The following is a 17,952-nucleotide window of genomic DNA, read 5'->3' as shown; positions in this document are numbered from 1 at the left end:
ATTCCGGAACAGGGGGAAAGCTCTCCCAGCATGGCTGCCACACCGGGAGAGGCCTCAGGCGTTACTGAATGTTGGCGGAAGCTTTGCGAACCTGATCGACAACCGACGCCGGCAACGGGATGTACCCCATCGAGTCGGCAATTTTCTGGCCTTCGGTCAGGCTGTATTCGACCATTTCACGCATGGCCTTGGCCTTGGCCGGATTGCCGTTGTCCTTGCGGAAAATCATCCAGGTGTAGGACGTGATCGGGTACGACTTGGCGCCGTCTGGATCAGGCAACCAGGACACCAGGCTTTCTGGCATCTTCACCGCCGCCAGGGCCTCGGCACCACTCTCGGCGTTTGGCACGACGTATTGGCCGGCCTTGTTCTGCAACTGGGCGAAGTCAACCTTGGCGAGCTTGGCGAAGCCGTATTCGATGTAGCCAATCGCGCCCGGGGTCTGACGCACGGTAGCGGTCACACCATCATTCTTCGGCGACTTGATGAATTTGTCACTGGCCGGCCAGTTGACGGTGTTGCCCTCCCCCAGCGCCTGTTTGAAGTCTGGGTTGATGGTCGCCAGGTGTTTGGTGAATACCGCAGTCGTACCGCTGGAATCGGCACGCACGACAACCGTGATCGGCGTATCGGACAGCTTCAGGTCCGGGTTGGCCGCCACGATTTGCGGATCGTTCCAGCGAGTGATCTTGCCGAGGAAGATGTTGGAGTACACGTCCCGTGGCAACTTCAGGCCCTTGGGATTGCCCGGCAGGTTATAGGCCAGCACGATTTCCCCAGCGGTCATCGGCAGCAACTGCACGCCTTCGGCGACCTTGGCGATGTCTTCGTCTTTCATCGCCGAATCGCTGGCGGCGAAATCAACGGTCTTGTTCAGAAAGTCCTGTACACCCGCACCGCTGCCCTTGGACTGGTAATCCACGGTGACGCCGTCGGATTTCTTGCTGAAATCCTTGAACCAGGTGAGGTAGATCGGCGCTGGGAAGCTCGCGCCGGAACCCGTCAGACGGACGTTCTCTGCAGCGAAGGTCGCCGAAGTGGCACAAAGAGAAAGCGTAACGGCGAGCGCAGCAGACTTCATCAAACTTTTCATTGAAAGAAATTCCTTGTGATGACGGGCCGGAGAACTCTGCAACAGTTGTGTTACGTTTTTATGAAAATCGAATGGCAAAAGGGAGCAAATGCTCCCTTTTGTGCAGCCGCACCGATGGGCGCAGCTGGAACTGTTTGGCAAGACACTGAAACGGTGTGCTGCTGATCAGTCGAGTTTGTCTCGCGAGTCCAAGGCCTCACCAATCGCGTAGAAACGCCCACCCGCAATGTAGTGCAGGCTACGCCAGGCCGGTTCGGCGCTCTCGAAATGCCAATGACCGTCGCGAAATACCCGAGTGTCGGCCCAGGCGCCGATAACCTCGCCAATGAACAGGTCGTATCGCTCCTGGTTGTGTGGTTCGGCGATCAAGCGGCAGGCCAGCCAGGCCGAGCAGCCGCTCACGAACGGCACGTCTTGGCCATCGATGGCGAACAACTCAACGCCGCTACGCGTCAGCTTGTCCGCCTCGTCAGACAGGCTGCGGTGGCCCACTTGGTACGTGAGGTCGAGCTGGGCGAGCGTGGGCACCTGGATAACGAAGTGGCCGCTGTGCTCTACCAGCTCTCGCGTCTTGGCGACCTTGTCCAGCACCACGGTCAACTTTGGCGGTGAGTAGTCCAGAGCGCAGGCCCAGGACGCGGCCATGACATTGTCCACGCCGTCGTGACGGGCGGAGACGAGGACGGTGGGGCCGTGATTGATCAGGCGAAAGGCCTTCTCCAGCGGTACCGGGGCGATGTGTTTGTTCATCGGCAACCTCCAGCGTTCAACGATCCAGATACGCTTGCAGGCTGTCATGCCCACTGACAATCAGACCACGGATAATGTCCAGCTGCAGCCCTTGGGGATCCGGCTCTTGGTTGTCGAAACACGCCGACCACTGGATCAAGGTCTTGTCCTGGCCACTGACGGGGATCAGCTTTACCGTCATCACGTAGTCGTCCACCGGCAATGGCGCCTCCTCGAAACGGTAGGAAAAGCTCAACTGACTGTCGTCCATCGCCAGCAGGCGCTCGCGCAAGATGGCGCCATCCTGCAAGGTCAGGGTGCGGATGCAGCCGACCAGGCCGTCGGGCTGGCCGTCCTCGATCAGGCTCCGGGTAACGACCGGATGCCATTGGCTGATGTTTGCGAATTGCTTGATGACGCTCCACACCTGGGTGGCGTCGCTGTTGACCAGCGCGTTGTGGTGAACCGAAGGCATAGCAGGACTCCTGACAGGCCGCTGCCTGCCTGATTTCAATGAGAATAAGGGTGGGGAACGTCTGGGGTCACGCGCTCGGCGGGCATGACCCCAGACCAGTGGTTCGTGACGGCGCTCAGCCTTCGAACTGGTGATAAACCTTGGCGATGACCTTCCACGTGCCATCAATCCGGATCAACGTCAGATAGTCGTTGTAGTCGGCGCCGATGGCGTCTTTTTCCATGTCCACACGTACTACCGCGGTGGTTGGCGTAATCGCCAACACATCCAGGCGGGTCTTGATCTCCGGGGCTTTACCGTTCTTCTCGATGAAGCCAAACAGATTGGCAATCGGGCCACCCAATAGCGCCCCGTTGGTGAAGCCGTACATGACCGCATCCTTGTGGAATGCCTGCGCCACATCTTCAACGCTACCGATGCGCAGGCCATCGACATATTTCTGCGCTACCGCGATCACAGCATCGTATTCGGCCGTAGGAACGGCCTTGATGTTCTTGCTCATGATTTTCTCTCCAGTCAAATGCGACGCAGGACGCGCCAGTGGGACGCCGGCATCGCTTGACGCCGGGCTCATTGAAAAACCGCCAATTACGGAGCGATATGGGTGTGGTAAATCTTGCTGACCACCGTCCACTTGCCTTCAACCTTCAGCAAGTTGAAGAAATCGGTGAAACAGAAGCCCGAGATATCGTTGGTATCGATGCGGGCACTGGCGGCGGTACCAACGATGTCAACGTTGACGATGACACCTTGGGCTTCCGGGGAAGGACGGAACGGTGGGTTGTCGATGGTATCGAACAGACCTTGGATCGCACCGCCGACCAACTTGGCTTCGCCATCGACACCGAAAATGGTTGCCTGCTCGCTGAAGGCCGGTTTCATGACGCTGCTCTTGGCCTGCTTGCCGCCTTCGTTGTACTGGTTCAGCACGTCGACGATGGCTTGGTATTCCTGCACGTAATTGGGTTTGTTCATGGTGTTTTTCCTGGTTTTAAATGTGTGAAAAGTGCTCGGGCGTCCACGGGGGAATCCCGTCGGGTTTCCAGCACGATGCGCCCTTACCAATCCTGCCGGGTCGGGGACACAATCAGGTCGTTTACAGTGACGTTGGCAGGTTGATTGAGGGCGTAGACCACCGCCCTGCCGATGTCGTCCGGGGAAATGGCGATCTTGTTAAGCGCCCTTGCGGCGTTGCGGCCCTCGGGGTCTTCAACCTTGTCCGCCCAACCGGTGTTGATCACGCCGGGGCTGATCGTGCCGGCACGAATACCGTGCTTGACCCCCAGCTCCTTGCGCATCGACTCGGTCATCGCTTGCACGAAAAACTTGCTGGCGCTGTACACGCCAGCGGCCTCGCCTACCTGATGGCCAGCCACAGAGGCCATGTTGAGAATGTGGCCAGACTTCTGCTCGAGCATCTGTGGCAGTACCGCGGCGATCATGTTGAGATAGCCCTTGATGTTGACGTCGATCATCTTGTTCCAGTCGTTGACAGCCATATCGGTCCAGTTGGAGAACAGCATCAGGCCGGCGTTGTTGACCAGGATGTCGAGGGCGCCGTAGGTATCCATGGCGAATCGAGCCAGGGCGCGGGACTCGTCCAGGTCGGTCACGTCAGTGACCTTGCCAACTGCGTCCACACCGCTGGCACGCAAATCCGCAACGAAAGCGTTCAGCCCTGGCCCATCGATGGCGGCTGCGACGATACGTACTCCACAAGCAGCCAAGGCACGCGCGGAAGCTGCGCCGAGACCGGAAGAGGCACCGGTGATGACGACGACTTTCTGATCCAGATAATTCATGTTTTGATCCTTCTACCTGCGCCCGGGAATTGGGCACATGGGGGTAACGAGAGCCGTGGCGATCCCCATGGACAGCACTGGGGTTACTCCGCCAGCAGCCTCAGTAGTTGCCATTGGGCCAGTCGATGTAGCCCTTGGCGCCGCCACCGTAGTAACTCTCACGCGGAGCAATCGTCAGCTCGGCACCCAGGCGCAGGCGCTGGACAAGATCAGGGTTGGAGATGAACAGGCGGCCGAAGGCCACGGCGTCGATCTTGCCCTGAGCGCGGCGTTCGATGGCCATGTCCAGGTCGTAGTTGTTGTTACCGATATAAGGCCCGGTGAACAGGCCGCTCAAGGCATCCATATCGACGCCTTCGGGCACTTCTCGGCTGGTCGCCGTGGCGCCCTCGACAAAGTGCAGGTAGGCAAGGTCGAGCTTGTTCAGCTCGGGCACAAGGTAACCGAACAGGCCCATGACGTTGCTGTCCGGCGGCGTGTTACCTGCGTCGGGCGTCACTGGCGAAAGACGGATACCGACTCGGTCGCTGCCCCAGATATCGATCACCGCGCGAGTGACTTCAAGGGTCAGGCGCGCCCGGTTTTCGATCGAGCCACCGTAACGGTCGGTACGCTGGTTGGTGGAGTCACGTAAGAACTGGTCGAGCAGATAGCTGTTGGCCGAGTGCACTTCTACCCCGTCGAAACCGGCGCGCTTGGCATTCCGTGCGGCCACGCGATATTGCTCAATGATTCCGGGAATTTCGTCGGCTTCCAGAGCTCGCGGCATGGACACCGGAACGAAACCTCCGGCCGTGTAGGTACTGCCTTCGGCCTTGATTGCAGACGGTGCCACCGGTGCCTGGCCGTCAGGCTGTAGTTCGACGCTGGAGAAGCGGCCGACGTGCCACAACTGCAGCACAATCTTGCCCCCTTCAGCGTGCACGGCCTCGGTGACTTTCCTCCAGCCAGCGGTTTGCTCATCGCTCCAGATTCCCGGGGTGGCGGCATAACCCCGGCCCTGGGCGGAAATATTGGTCGCCTCGGCAATGATCAGGCCGGCCGACGCGCGCTGGGCATAGTAGGTGGCGTGCAGTTCGTCAGGGACACCGTCTTCGGCGTAACGGCTACGAGTAACCGGCGCCATTACGAAACGGTTGGCGAGTTCGATGGCCCCCATGCGAGTGGGCTCGAACAGATCAGTGCGGGGATTGTGATCAATCATATGTGCCTCACTTTAGTAGACCAGTCGTCTAGTTCCCAGGCAAAAAAAAGCGAGCTCAACCGAGCAAGCTTTTTGTCAGGGTCATTGCCGATTCAAAGGGTTGAGTGGAACGGTTCACTTTCGCCATCAGCGAGGCGCCCAACCACAATTGGTAAAGCGACTCAGCCAGCGCAACACTGTCACGGGTAACGATGCTGCCGTCCTTGATACCGCGCTCGATGCTGTCCGTGATCAGCTTCACGATCCGGGTCGTGCCTTTCTCCAGCACCTGCCGCATAACCTCGGAGAGGTCGCAGACTTCAGCGCCAAGCTTCACGACCAGGCATTTGTTATCGACCGAGTCGTCATGCTGGGTTTCGCTCCAATACTGGAAGTACGTCAGAAGACTCTCTGCCCCGCTGGCCGGTTGCTTGAGAATCGGGCCGATACGCGACAGATATTCGTCAAAGTACTCATCAAGGAGTGCCTGGCCGAATTCTTCCTTGGATTTGAAATAGTAATAGAACGACCCCTTGGGCACACCCGCCGTGCTCAACACTTCATTGAGACCTACGGCGGTATAGCCTTTATGGGTCATGAGCGCCCTGGCTACATCAAGGATGTGCTCGCGCATTTCATTAGCGGGTTTCTTCATAGTGAGTGCAGCCTACCGGAAATTAGACCAGTCGTCTACAAGCTTCTAAGAAGGATAGGCGATGACGAAGTCTGCCCTGCAACCACAAAAAAAATGAATATGTTTCCCGCCAAAACAACATTATTATTTTCGAATGATCAAAGAACTGAAAACACTTATCGCGGTGGCCAGAGAAGGCACGTTTGCTGCGGCGGGCAGCAAAATCGGGCTTACCCAAGCCGCCGTCAGTGCACAGATGCAACGTCTTGAGGCGGAGCTTGGCGTGGCGTTATTCGACCGCAAGGGACGCTCCGCCCAGCTCAACCGCATGGGACATCAAGTGCTATTGCAGGGCCAGGAGCTGGTGCGCCAGTTCCAAAACCTGGGTACGACATCGGTGGGCCTATCGGCCAGTATCTTGGTCACCATTGGCGCGATTGCCTCCGTTCAACGCTCCTTTTTGCCGGAAGCACTCGCTGAGTTTCACCAACGCTCCCCACAATGCAGGACCCGCGTCGTTCCCGGCCTTTCGATGGAACTGGTGAACCAGGTCGATTCAGGTGAAATCGATATGGCCGCAATCATCCGCCCACCCTTCTCCCTGCAGAGTGACCTGCGCTGGACCACCTTGGCCCGTGAACCGTACCGCCTGATCGTTCCTGCCGATATGCCAGGAGACGACTGGGCGGAGCTGTTATCAAGCCAGCCCTTCATTCGGTATGACCGCTCATCTTTTGGCGGGCGTCAGGTTGATCGGTTCTTGCGAGAAACTCATATACCGCTGCATGAAGTCTGCGAGCTCGATGAGCTGGATGCGATTATCAAGCTGGTGGCAAACGGAGTCGGCGTGGCGTTGGTGCCGGAAATGGCAGCCCACCAGCAATGGTCTGCCGGGGTTCGCCCCATCGACCTGAAACAACGCACATTTCATCGCGACATTGGCCTGGTCCATCGTGCGCGCCGTAGCCTCAGCGAGCCGGTAAAGTTATTAGTCCAGTTGATTACCGACCAGGTTCTGAAAAGCCCGTAGGGCAAGGAGCGATGTCTGCCCGACGATGAACCTTATCAGCAATAAAATAAGGGCTCTCGACGCTGTTACGTGGAGAGCCCTTTTGTGTCGCTGCCCCGGCGTTCTAAGCGCCCACGGCATTTTTCCGTACAAGCGGTGCCTTTTCCCACTTGGCGATCACCAAGGGCGCAATCGCGTTACCCAAGACGTTCAAGGTGGTGGTTCCACTGTCGATAATCCTGAAAACCCCGGCGATCAACGCGACCCCTTCCAATGGCAGCCCGGCTGACGCCAGGGTCGCAGACAGAATAATGATCGCGAAACCAGGCACACCTGCAGCGCCCTTCGACGTCAATACCATCGTGACTACGAGCAAGATCTGCTGAGTCAATGAAAGATCGATGCCGTACAGCTGGGCAATGAAGATCGTCGCCACACCGAGGAAAATCGAAGCCCCGTCCAAGTTGAAGGCATAGCCCACTGGCACGACGAAACTGACGATACGCGCAGGGACGCCGTACGCTTCAAGCTTGGTCATCAATTGTGGCATGACCGCTGCTGAGGCAGCGCTAGAAAACGCCAGAATCAACTCATCCCGGAAATACTTGATCAACTTGAATACATTCTCACCGATCAAGTAGCAAACGCCCCCCAGTAAAACCAATGCAAAAGTAATCAGCGCGAGATAGACCACGCCAATCAACTTGAGCAAGGGTAACAACGAGGCGAATCCAAAAGTCGCAACGGTTGCTCCGATCATGCCAAACACACCAATCGGTGCATACGCCATGACAAACGACACGACCTTGAACATGGCATCAGAAAAGCCTTGGATGATTGCAATGACGGGTGCGCTCTTCGCTTTGGGCAATGTATTCAGCGCCATTCCGAGCAGGACGGAAAAAAACAGCACCGACAACAACTTCGCTTCCGACATCGCCACGATCACGTTATCCGGCACGATGTTTTGCAGGATGACCAGTGCACCTTTGGACGGTTCAATGGTGACCGCCGAGCTACCGCTGTGGGCGATGCCAGCAATCTGGGTGCCCTGACCAGGCTCGAACAGATTGGCAAAGCACAGCCCCAGCACGATGGCCAGGGTGGTAATCGCAAAAAAGTAAATCAGGGACTTTGCCCCCATAAGACCGAAGGACTTGTTATCGCCGCCCCCGGCAATGCCGAGGATCATGCAGCAAAAAACAATGGGAACAACGACCATTTTCATCATCTTGATGAAAATGTCGCCGAGGGGTTTAAGCACTTCGGTACTGACCCAAACCTGATGTTGCGGGTGGGTATTGAAGTACCAACCAACGAGCACGCCGAGCAACAGACCCGCAACGATCTGCCAAACCAATGGGATACGTTTCATGTCTAGCCTTTTTTTTGGAATGAAAGGACTGCTTAAGGGCAGTAGCTAGATTCATGAGCTTCCAGCTCATTTGAAATTTCCTGGCGCGATGTATTCGCGCCAGGTTTTTTATTATTTTGCGAAGAGCTGACTCATATCTTTGAAGGCTTTGAACTCAAGTGCATTACCACAGGGGTCGAACAAGAACATGGTGGCCTGTTCCCCCACCTGCCCTTTGAATCGGATGTAGGGTTCAATGACGAACTTGGTGTCGAAGGCTCTCAAGCGCTCGGCCAGCGCTTCCCATTGTGCCCATTCCAGAATGATCCCGAAATGAGGCACCGGTACGTCGTGACCGTCCACGGGGTTGCTATGGACGCTTTCTTGAGAAGCGGTTTTAGGGTGCTCATGGATGACCAATTGATGGCCGTAGAAATCGAAGTCTACCCACTGGGTGCTGGAGCGCCCTTCGGAAAGACCAAACACTTCACCGTAGAATGTGCGTGCGGCGGCCAGGTCATACACGGGGATTGCGAGGTGGAAAGGAGAAAGACTCATCGGGACTCCGGGCTGCAATTTTTATTGATTTCCAAACGGACAACGGGCTCGCTGTCTGCCGGGCTTCTTAGGCCATATTCATGCTAAAGCCGCATACGCCTAAAAAAAATCAATATAAATTTTCTACAAGCACAAATTTTTTTGTTGCTTGTGAGCAGTCCAAAAGCTCGGTTTGCCGCCAGGATGTATCAGTGACGCAACAACCTACGCAACGGCACCCCATCCTTTAGCACCGGAGACTTGATGACGATGTAACTGAAGTACTTGGAAATGCCGATGTTCTTGTCCAGCAACCCTTCGATGACTTCCTGATAATGCTGGATGCTGCAGGTCATGAAACGCACGAGGTAGTCGTAGCCGCCGCTGATCAGATGACACTCCAGTACCTCATCGACCAAGCGAATATTGGATTCGAACTTGGCGAAGTCCTCCCGCTTGTGGTCGCTCAGCGTGATTTCAGTGAAGACCGTGACCGAGTCAGTGATCTTGGCCAGGTTGAGATGAGCCCTGTAGCCGGAAATATAACCCGCCGACTCAAGCCGCTTGACGCGCTGCAGGCAGGGGCTGGATGACAGCCCCACGGCATCGGCGAGACTGACGTTGGTCATTCGACCGTCCTTTTGAAGTTCAACAAGGATACTGATATCAATTCGGTCTAGTTTTATTAAACCTTCCATCGTGTACCCCTCGGTTGTCTTCAGGTTGACAGTGGTTTTAGCAAATTCAACGGCGCAAAGATAGCTGATGCTGAGCGACCAGGTCGGCCATGCTGGTGATGTAGAAATCGGCAGAATATTCTTGATTATCAGGCTCATGGCCACGGCGGATCAGGCACAGGCCCGCTGACGTTGGCGCTTGTGCCGGTGGCCTGGACACTTGCATGATGTTTTCTGGCTTGAGCGTGTTCGCCTGCAGCCATGCCCCATCTTCCAATGGATTGTTCGCTCGGGAATGCAAGTCCTCGGGAGGGATTCCCAAACGCTCGCAGAGGGGCTCGCGATCCTCGGCATCGCGGTCGCAATACACCAGCAACCGATAGAATTTGCGCAGGTACAACATCGCGCCGGGCGCGTCCTCGAACAGCGACCAGTTGCCTGCCGAACGGGCAAAGCTCATGCCCTCCTCCCAACTGACCTTGAGCCCCAGTCGCTCTGCCAGTTGACGATGGGCAAAGCACAACAAACCACTGAAGCCGAGTTCGGAGAAACGCGGATAAAGCCCGCGCACCGCCGCGTCGAATTCCGCCAACACGGCGTCCCTGTCCGGCATGCCCGGGTGGTTGTCGAGCAAGGGTTGCAGGGCCGTCCAGACACCGGAGTCCCTATCGACCAGGACTTCGTCGCAATCGATCAGCAGCGCACGATAATCAGTCAGGTGCATGTGTCGCCTCCCATGATGCATTCATCAATCCATCTGCGCTAAATGCCCTCGGTCGGCACCTCGTTACAGGCGCCGACCGAGACCTGAGATTAATCCAACACGCGTAGCAAAGCTGCTTCAAGAATGTTCAGTGCTTCGTCGATCTGGCTTTCTTCGGTGACCAAGGGAGCCAAGAAGCGCAGGACATTGCGGTACACCCCGCATTTGATCACCAACAGCCCGCCTACCCTGGCCTGGTCGATCAGTTGCTGGGTGAGTTCGGCGTCGGGGCTGCGGGCCTCATCGTCCTTGATCAATTCGATGGCGAGCATGAAGCCGGTGCCGCGTACGTCACCGATACGTGGGTGACGTGCCTGCAAGCGCAGCAGGCCCTGACGCAGCCGCTCGCCCAAAGCCTTGCCACGCTCGAGCAGTTGCTCCTGTTCGTAAGCTTCGATCACCGCCAACGCGGCCGCACACGCCAAGGCATTACCGCCGTAGGTGCCGCCGAGGCCGCCGGGCAATGGCGCGTCCATGATGTGTGCTCGCCCCACTACGCCGGAAATGGGCAAACCACCTGCAAGGCTCTTGGCGACAGTGACCAGGTCCGGCTGAATTCCGGCGTGCTGGAAACCGAACCACTTGCCGGTACGGCCGAAGCCGGTCTGGATTTCATCAAGGATGAGCACGATGCCGTGTTGCTCGGTCAGGGCCCGCAGCGCCTGGAGAAATTCTGGCGGCGCGGACAGGAAGCCGCCGTCGCCCTGCACCGGCTCGATGATGATTGCTGCAACGCGATCCGGAGCGACTTGGGTCGCCAGCAATTCGTTGAGGGCCTTCAACGCCATCTCGCTGCTGAAACCGCGGTAGGCATTCGGGTACGGAGTATGGAAGACCTCCGGCGCGAGGGGACCGAAATTCTGCTTGTAGGGCTGGCTCATGCCCGTCAGCGTCGTACCCAGCAAGGTACGCCCATGGAAACCGCCACGGAAGGAAATGATGGCGGGACGATTGGTGTGGGCGCGGGCGATTTTCACCGCGTTCTCCACCGCCTCCGCGCCGGACGTGAACAGCGCCGCCTTGTAGGCCTGCTCGCCACCCACCAGTTCGCACAGGCGCTTGACCAGGTCGAGGTAGGGTTTGTAGGCCACGACTTGGAAGCAAGCATGGCTGACCTTCTGCAGTTGGGCCTGCACCGCCGCGACCACCTTCGGGTGATTGTGGCCAATGTTCAAGACGCCAATGCCGCCGACGAAGTCCAGATAGCGCGCCCCGTCCACGTCCCACAGCTCGGCACCCTGGGCCCGGTCGATGACCAGTGGGTGTGCGGTGACCAAACCCCGTGGCACGAATTGATCGCGTTGACGGAGCAAGCTTGGGGTTTCTTCGACTTTACTGTTCATGGCATCTCCCACAGTGAACCAGGCAACCGGGAAACGGTTGCGATGTGTTCCACAGGTTAAGCGTTCGACGCAATTGTCTAAGCCGAACTTGGCCTCTGGGAAATTCGGATCGACTGTTTTCACCCTGGCAAACAGCAGATTCCTTCAGCCGCCTCCAGCCCCATGGAATCTGCCGGCAAACGCCCCATACAACGCAGTGTCGCCGGATTACGCAGGCTCTTTTGATACATCCTGCTTTACCACTCGGGCATGCTGGATGTTCCCTATCCTTTACGAGAAGTGACCCATGGCCCTGCTTTATAAAGCCGACCCGGTACGCGGCGAACAATGGAAACGTCTGTTCGCCGAGCACGCGCCGGATATCGAATGGCGTGCCTGGCCGGAGATCGGCGATCCGAAGGACATTCGCTACCTCGCCGCTTGGCAGGCGCCGGACGACCTCGAAGCATTGTTGCCGAACCTGGAAGTGCTGTTTGCGTTGTCGGCCGGGGTCGACCAGCTTGACCTTGATCGCCTGCCGATGTCCTTGCCGGTGGTGCGTCTGCTCGACCCCGGCATCACCCGGGGCATGTGCGAATACGCCAGTTTCGCCGTGCTCAGCCTGCACCGGGATATGCTCCGTTATCGCCAGCAACAGCTCGCCCGGTGCTGGCAGGCGCACTTGCTGCAACCGGCGGCCCAGCGTCGGGTCGGTGTCATGGGGCTTGGCATGCAGGCCCAGCAGATCCTGGCCACCTTGAAGACCTTTGGTTTCGCCTTATCCGGCTGGGCTCGCAGCGAACACACTATCGTTGGCGTGGATTGCTTTGCCGGTGACGAACAACTCCCGGCGTTCCTCGGCCAATGCGACATCGTGATCTGTGTCTTGCCATTGACCGAGCAGACCCAAGGGATTCTCAACCGTCGATTGTTCCAACACCTGCCCAAGGGCGCAGCCCTGGTCAACATGGGCCGGGGTGGGCACCTGGTAGAAGAGGACCTGCTCGAGGCGTTGGCCAGCGGCCAGCTCAGTGCCGCGGTGCTCGACGTCTTGCAACAGGAGCCGGCCGCACCGGATCACCCGTTCTGGCAACATCCTCAGATATTGCTGACGCCGCATATCGCGGCGATGACCCAACCCGAAAGTGCCTTTGGCGTGCTGCTGGAAAATATCCGTCGGCATCAACGCGGCGAATCGATGCTCGGCCAGATTGACCGTCAGCGACGTTATTGACCCGCGCAGCCCATGCGCCTGCATAAGCACCGACGAAAAAACCACTGATATTTGCTGCTGGGCCGGCTGCGGATTTGAGCAATAACTGCGGCGCGTGAAGCCGCAACTTATGCAATCTACCGAATCGATGCCGGCCTCTTGTCAGGCCTGGCGGCAGGTGAGATACCCATACTTTCAGCGGAGAAATCCGACCGGTCACGCTCCCTTGTCCATGGAGATCTGTCATGTCCAACTCGCAACGCCCTGTCTATGCCTATCGCCCCATGACCGCTGCCGATGTGGCGGCGGCCCATGCCTTGTCCGTGCAGTTGAAATGGCCCCACCGTTTGGAAGACTGGGCCATGCTGCAGCGTACCTCCCAAGGCTTTGTCGTAGAGGACGAAGGGCGTTTGATCGGTACCGCGTTCACCTGCCCGCAGGGTGATTACGCCACGATTGGCCTGGTGATCGTCAGCGATGAGTACCAGGGCCAGGGCATCGGGCGCAGATTGATGGAGCTGGCGCTCGAAGCGTGCGGTTCGCGGACCGCCGTGCTCAATGCGACGCTGGCCGGCGCGCCCCTTTATGCCAGCCAGGGATTCGTTGACTTTGGGCATATCCAGCAGCATCAGGGCAACGTATTGCCCCCTGCCCCCACGGACCTGCCATCCGGTGAGCGCCTGCGCCGCCTGACCGACACCGATCGAAACGAGGTGATCGAACTCGCCAATGCCGGCAGCGGCCTGGACAGGCATGCCGTGCTCAACGATCTGTTCGACAGTGTCGACGACATCGTCGGCATCGAGCGCGATGGACAACTGCGCGGATTCGCCATTCTGCGTCCCTTCGGCCGCGGTCGTTACATCGGCCCGGTCGTGGCAGAAAATCCAGAGCAGGCCAGGTCCTTGATCGCAGTGTTATTGGCGCAAGTACCGGATGCTTTTGTGCGCATGGATGTACCGCCCGACAGCGGCCTCGGTCCGTGGCTGGAAACAGCCGGGCTGAAGCAAGTCGACACCGTCGCCCAAATGGCCCGCGGGACCCCGCCCCAGGCCAGCGGCGGCGTGTACCAATTTGCGCTGGTGACCCAGGCCATCGGCTGATCCCCCTATACCGTCCACTCCCGGAGAAACACCCTCATGCTAGAACCCACTGCCATGCTGTTGGCCCATGCCAACGGCACTCCTGCGTCAACCGCATTCACCACCGGCTCATTGGGAGCCAACGATCCTTTTGACCGGCGGATCGCTTATATCGGGACGGATGACATGGCTGCCGGCATCGTCCAGGCGAGCGGGCAATTCAGCGTTGATGAATACCCCTACAGTGAAACGATCGTGGTCCACGCGGGGCACGTCACCCTGCAGAGCCAGGATCACTCGCTCCAACTCAACCCGGGTGACAGCGCCGTGATTGCCCGCGGTACTTCGGTTCGGATCGAGGCGCAACCTGGTTCGCTCTGGGCGTTCTGTGCCGATATCCAGCCTGTTGAAGTGGGTAATGTCGGGCTGACCGCTTTGCCCCCGCACACCCTGCTCTCCCCTTCGACGCCACCGCCTGAGGAGTTTTTGCTAAGCCCGACACCGCAATGTCGCTCGAACAACTTGTTCGTGGAGGACGCGACCAACCTGCGCATCGGCATTTGGGATTCGACACCTTATGTCCGTAGGGCGCGGCCACATACGATGCATGAGTTGATGTACCTGGTCGAAGGCAGCATCACTCTCCAAGTCGATGGGACCCAACTGGCGGTCAACACGGGCGATACAGTGTTCGTACCGCGAGGCGCTCCCTGCGCGTGGAAGAGCAGTGTCTATGTGCGCAAGTTCTATGTTTGCAAGTGATCGCCTGGTGTAGCTTTTCTTGGTGTGAATATCCGTTCCCAGTCGAAAGTAACCAAAGCGCTCCTGCCCCACCACTCGGTGCTGAGGTCAGGCGGCCTTAAAGCTGACCTGGCTCTCCCAGTCGTATACCCATCAGATCCGTGGGAGCAAAGCTTGCTCGCGATAACGGTGGTTCAGTCGCATGGATGCTGGGCTGACTGGCCTCATCGCGAGCAAGCTCGCTCCCACAGGGGCTCTGTATTGGACATGAGTTTTGTGTTCACTGGAGATTGCATGTGGGAGCGAGCCTGCTCGCGATGGCGATGGCTCATTCAATGAAAATGTTGAAGGTGCCGGCCCCTTCGCGAGCAGGCTCGCTCCCACAGGGAAACTGGGCGCATATGTGTTAAGTGTCTGCCGAAAATCCAGTGTGGGAGCGAGCTTGCTCGCGATGGCGGTGGTTCAGTCACATGGATGCTGGGCCTGCTGGCCTCATCGCGGGCAAGCCCGGCTCCCACAGAGACCGGTGACGTACACAAATTTCGTGTACACCACAGCCCCCCCTGTGGGAGCGAGCTTGCTCGCGATGGCGGTGGTTCAGTCACATGGATGTCGGACTTGCCGGCCTCATCGCGGGCAAGCCAATCAAAGCGCCATCGCCACAGCCAGACCAACCTCCTGGGTAGAACCCTGCCCGCCCAGATCAGGCGTAATCGGCCCCTCGGCAATAACCTGTTCGATAGCCTTGAGAATCCCATCATGAGCCGCACGATAACGCTCATCGCCATTGCCAAGGAAATCCAGCATCAAGGCCCCAGACCAGATCATTGCAATCGGATTAGCAATGTTCCGCCCATAGATATCCGGCGCCGAACCATGAACCGGTTCAAACAGCGAGGGAAAACGTCGCTCCGGGTCGAGATTGGCCGACGGGGCGATGCCGATGGTGCCGGCGCAGGCCGGCCCGAGGTCGGACAGGATGTCGCCGAACAGGTTCGAGGCCACGACCACATCGAAACGATCAGGCTGAAGCACGAAGCGCGCGCACAGAATGTCGATGTGTTGCTTGTCCCAGGTGACGTCCGGGTACTGCTGTGCCATGAGGGCCGTGCGTTCGTCCCAGTACGGCATGCTGATGGAAATGCCGTTGGACTTGGTCGCCGCGGTCAGGCGCTTGCGCGGCCGGGTCTGGGCCAGGTCGAAGGCGAACTTGAGAATCCGGTCCACGCCACGGCGGGTGAACACCGACTCCTGCAGCACGAACTCGTGCTCGGTGCCTTCGAACATTTTGCCGCCAATCGAGGAATACTCGCCCTCGGTGTTTTCGCGAATCACCACGAAATCGATGTCCCCGGCTTCGCGCCCTGCCAACGGGCACGGCACACCGGGAAACAACCGCACCGGACGGATATTCACGTACTGGTCGAAGTCCCGACGAAACTTCAACAGCGAACCCCACAGGGAAATATGATCCGGCACCTTGTCCGGCCAGCCCACGGCGCCAAAGTAGATCGCGTCGAAGTCCTTGAGCTGCTCGAACCAGTCGTCGGGCATCATCTGCCCGTGCGCCAGGTAATAATCGCAGTTGGCCCAGTCGAGCACTTCGATGCTCAAATCCAATTGCCATTTCTTCGCGGCCTGCTCCAATACCCGCAGCCCTTGCGGCAAGACTTCCTTGCCAATGCCGTCACCGGCAATCGCGGCGATTCTGAATGGTTTGCTCATCAACCGTGCCTCCTCTCTTCAAACGCTGATCGGATCACAACCCACCCATATGGAAGGCTTTGACTTCAAGGAATTCGTCCAGGCCGTACTTGCTGCCTTCACGCCCCAGGCCCGATTGCTTGATCCCACCAAAGGGCGCGACATCCATGGAAATGAGCCCGGTATTGAGACCGATCATGCCGAACTCCAACGCCTCGCCGAACCGCCATGAACGGCGCAGGTCCTGGGTGAAGAAATACGCGGCCAAGCCATAAGGCGTTGCGTTGGCCGAGGCCAGGGCCTCTTCTTCAGTGCTGAAGCGCATCAGCGGTGCCACTGGGCCGAAGGTTTCTTCGTTGGCCAGCAGCATCCCGGCATGGGTTTCGCCGAGCACCGTCGGCTGGACGAACTGGCTGTCGCCCTGGGGAATCTCACCACAGAGTAGACGCGCGCCCTGGCTCAACGCCTCGTCGATGTGTCGAGCGACCTTGCTGACCGCCGCCGCGTTGATCAGTGGGCCTATGTTTACGCCGTCCTTCAGGCCGTCACCGACCTTGAGTTTGCCCACCTCCTCCACCAGGCGCTGGGCGAAGCGCTCGTAGATCCCGTCCTGCACCAGGATTCGGTTGGCGCAGACGCAGGTCTGTCCCGCGTTGCGGAATTTGCTGAGCATGATGCCGGTCACCGCCTGTTCCAGGTCGGCGTCGTCGAACACGATGAACGGCGCGTTACCCCCCAGCTCCAGGCTCAAGCGCTTGATGTGTTCCGAACTCTGGCGCATCAGCAGCCGACCGACCGCGGTGGATCCGGTAAAGGAAAGCTTGCGCACCGTTGGGTTGCCGGTCAGCTCTTCACCAATGCCGACAGGCATGCCAGTGACGACATTGAACACCCCGGCGGGAATGCCGACCCGCTCGGCCAGTACGGCCAGGGCCAGGGCCGACAGCGGGGTCAGGTCCGAGGGCTTGACCACGATCGTGCAGCCGGCGGCCAGGGCCGGCGCGCATTTGCGGGTGATCATCGCGTTGGGGAAGTTCCACGGGGTGATCGCGGCGCAAACGCCGACCGGTTGCTTGAGGGTCAGCAAGCGGCGGTCACCGCTGGGGGCCTGGATGGTTTCGCCGTACACCCGCCGGGCTTCTTCGGCAAACCATTTGACGAAGCTGGCACCGTAGCGAATCTCGCCCTGGGCTTCCGCCAGTGGCTTGCCCTGTTCGCAGGTCAGGATCAACGCCAGGTCGTCGAGGTTGTCGATCATGGCCTGATACCAACGATCCAGCAGCGCTGCCCGTTCTGCTGCCGGACGTGCACGCCAGGCCGGCCAGGCACGGTCGGCGGCTTCGACGGCGCGCCGGGTTTCGCTGCCTTGTATTGCCGGCACCTTGGCGAGCACTTCGCCGGTGGCCGGGTTGATGACGTCCAGGGTCTCGGCGTTGTCGGCGCCGACCCATTGACCGTCGATGTAAGCGAGTTCTACCAGCAGGCTGGGGTCGTTCAGGCGATTCTTGAGCATGATGTCGAGTCCTGTTTTGAGACAGGCTTCAGTCTATTGTTTCGCCCTGGACGAGGATGCTGAAAACGCTGTTCCTACAGCCGTCGAATGCTGAAAATCAGCATTCGACGGCAGGCTTTAC

At 58.7% G+C, this 17,952-nt stretch carries 19 protein-coding genes; 4 read left to right on the top strand and 15 right to left on the bottom strand.

Translation table 11 applies throughout. The features are described 5' to 3' along the window. Positions 1 to 61: 61 nt before the first annotated feature. The 8 genes from pstS to J3P85_RS13645 all read right to left on the bottom strand — a co-directional run bounded on the left by pstS (position 62) and on the right by J3P85_RS13645 (position 5,937). Complete coding sequence (gene pstS, locus J3P85_RS13680) at positions 62 to 1,093, bottom strand: phosphate ABC transporter substrate-binding protein PstS (RefSeq protein ID WP_434570382.1); 1,032 nt, start codon at positions 1,091 to 1,093, stop codon at positions 62 to 64. Between the two features lie 165 nt (positions 1,094 to 1,258). Then, on the bottom strand, positions 1,259 to 1,843 hold the full coding sequence (locus tag J3P85_RS13675) for a flavin reductase family protein (RefSeq protein ID WP_186728327.1): 585 nt from the start codon (positions 1,841 to 1,843) through the stop codon (positions 1,259 to 1,261). A gap of 16 nt (positions 1,844 to 1,859) precedes the next feature. Beyond that, positions 1,860 to 2,297 carry an SRPBCC family protein gene (locus tag J3P85_RS13670; RefSeq protein WP_434706210.1) on the bottom strand — a complete coding sequence of 146 codons (438 nt, stop codon included), beginning with the start codon at positions 2,295 to 2,297 and terminating at the stop codon, positions 1,860 to 1,862. Positions 2,298 to 2,412: 115 nt separating this feature from the next. Next, positions 2,413 to 2,799, bottom strand: coding sequence for a nuclear transport factor 2 family protein (locus J3P85_RS13665; RefSeq protein ID WP_250963709.1), 387 nt, complete (start codon positions 2,797 to 2,799; stop codon positions 2,413 to 2,415). Positions 2,800 to 2,885: 86 nt separating this feature from the next. Continuing rightward, positions 2,886 to 3,272: a nuclear transport factor 2 family protein gene (locus J3P85_RS13660; protein WP_434706209.1), complete on the bottom strand. Its 387-nt coding sequence runs from the start codon at positions 3,270 to 3,272 to the stop codon at positions 2,886 to 2,888. Positions 3,273 to 3,355: 83 nt separating this feature from the next. Then, positions 3,356 to 4,099, bottom strand: a complete 744-nt coding sequence (locus J3P85_RS13655) for an SDR family oxidoreductase (RefSeq protein WP_434706208.1) — start codon at positions 4,097 to 4,099, stop codon at positions 3,356 to 3,358. Positions 4,100 to 4,199: 100 nt separating this feature from the next. Further along, on the bottom strand, positions 4,200 to 5,303 hold the full coding sequence (locus J3P85_RS13650; protein ID WP_434706207.1) for an alkene reductase: 1,104 nt from the start codon (positions 5,301 to 5,303) through the stop codon (positions 4,200 to 4,202). 55 nt (positions 5,304 to 5,358) lie between these two features. Then, complete coding sequence (locus J3P85_RS13645) at positions 5,359 to 5,937, bottom strand: TetR/AcrR family transcriptional regulator (protein WP_434706206.1); 579 nt, start codon at positions 5,935 to 5,937, stop codon at positions 5,359 to 5,361. Between the two features lie 133 nt (positions 5,938 to 6,070). On the opposite strand from J3P85_RS13645, the gene J3P85_RS13640 reads away from it, so the two are divergent. After that, entirely contained in the window at positions 6,071 to 6,946 is an 876-nt protein-coding gene (locus J3P85_RS13640) for a LysR family transcriptional regulator (protein ID WP_186728320.1), read from the top strand. A 103-nt stretch (positions 6,947 to 7,049) separates the two neighbouring features. On the opposite strand, the gene J3P85_RS13635 is transcribed toward J3P85_RS13640, so the two are convergent. The 5 genes from J3P85_RS13635 to gabT form a co-directional block, all read right to left on the bottom strand. Next, the gene (locus J3P85_RS13635; protein WP_434706205.1) at positions 7,050 to 8,300 is read right to left on the bottom strand and encodes a cation:dicarboxylate symporter family transporter; all 1,251 of its coding nucleotides are present in this window, start codon (positions 8,298 to 8,300) and stop codon (positions 7,050 to 7,052) included. Positions 8,301 to 8,411: 111 nt separating this feature from the next. Beyond that, positions 8,412 to 8,837 (bottom strand): VOC family protein, encoded by a 426-nt coding sequence (locus J3P85_RS13630; protein WP_411384658.1) that lies wholly within the window; start codon positions 8,835 to 8,837, stop codon positions 8,412 to 8,414. 188 nt (positions 8,838 to 9,025) lie between these two features. Then, on the bottom strand, positions 9,026 to 9,514 hold the full coding sequence (locus tag J3P85_RS13625; RefSeq protein ID WP_008146530.1) for an Lrp/AsnC family transcriptional regulator: 489 nt from the start codon (positions 9,512 to 9,514) through the stop codon (positions 9,026 to 9,028). Between the two features lie 46 nt (positions 9,515 to 9,560). Continuing rightward, the gene (locus J3P85_RS13620; protein ID WP_434706204.1) at positions 9,561 to 10,217 is read right to left on the bottom strand and encodes an HAD family hydrolase; all 657 of its coding nucleotides are present in this window, start codon (positions 10,215 to 10,217) and stop codon (positions 9,561 to 9,563) included. A gap of 89 nt (positions 10,218 to 10,306) precedes the next feature. Beyond that, positions 10,307 to 11,599 (bottom strand): 4-aminobutyrate--2-oxoglutarate transaminase, encoded by a 1,293-nt coding sequence (gene gabT, locus J3P85_RS13615; protein ID WP_434706203.1) that lies wholly within the window; start codon positions 11,597 to 11,599, stop codon positions 10,307 to 10,309. A gap of 286 nt (positions 11,600 to 11,885) precedes the next feature. Between gabT and J3P85_RS13610 the strand changes: the two genes are divergently transcribed. The 3 genes from J3P85_RS13610 to J3P85_RS13600 all read left to right on the top strand — a co-directional run bounded on the left by J3P85_RS13610 (position 11,886) and on the right by J3P85_RS13600 (position 14,635). After that, the gene (locus tag J3P85_RS13610; protein ID WP_434706202.1) at positions 11,886 to 12,812 is read left to right on the top strand and encodes a 2-hydroxyacid dehydrogenase; all 927 of its coding nucleotides are present in this window, start codon (positions 11,886 to 11,888) and stop codon (positions 12,810 to 12,812) included. 224 nt (positions 12,813 to 13,036) lie between these two features. Next, positions 13,037 to 13,894, top strand: coding sequence for a GNAT family N-acetyltransferase (locus tag J3P85_RS13605; RefSeq protein WP_434706201.1), 858 nt, complete (start codon positions 13,037 to 13,039; stop codon positions 13,892 to 13,894). Positions 13,895 to 13,930: 36 nt separating this feature from the next. Next, on the top strand, positions 13,931 to 14,635 hold the full coding sequence (locus J3P85_RS13600) for a cupin domain-containing protein (RefSeq protein ID WP_434706200.1): 705 nt from the start codon (positions 13,931 to 13,933) through the stop codon (positions 14,633 to 14,635). Between the two features lie 624 nt (positions 14,636 to 15,259). Here the strand turns inward: J3P85_RS13600 and J3P85_RS13595 are convergent. Then, positions 15,260 to 16,339, bottom strand: a complete 1,080-nt coding sequence (locus J3P85_RS13595; protein WP_434706199.1) for a tartrate dehydrogenase — start codon at positions 16,337 to 16,339, stop codon at positions 15,260 to 15,262. A 34-nt stretch (positions 16,340 to 16,373) separates the two neighbouring features. Continuing rightward, positions 16,374 to 17,831 (bottom strand): NAD-dependent succinate-semialdehyde dehydrogenase, encoded by a 1,458-nt coding sequence (locus J3P85_RS13590; protein WP_434706198.1) that lies wholly within the window; start codon positions 17,829 to 17,831, stop codon positions 16,374 to 16,376. Positions 17,832 to 17,952: the final 121 nt, after the last annotated feature.

This window comes from Pseudomonas sp. Z1-12 (genome assembly GCF_051132015.1).
In the GTDB taxonomy this organism is placed as follows: domain Bacteria; phylum Pseudomonadota; class Gammaproteobacteria; order Pseudomonadales; family Pseudomonadaceae; genus Aquipseudomonas; species Aquipseudomonas zanjanensis.
The sequence above is the reverse complement of the archived record's forward strand: the minus strand, read 5'-3'. Positions and strand labels throughout refer to the sequence as shown.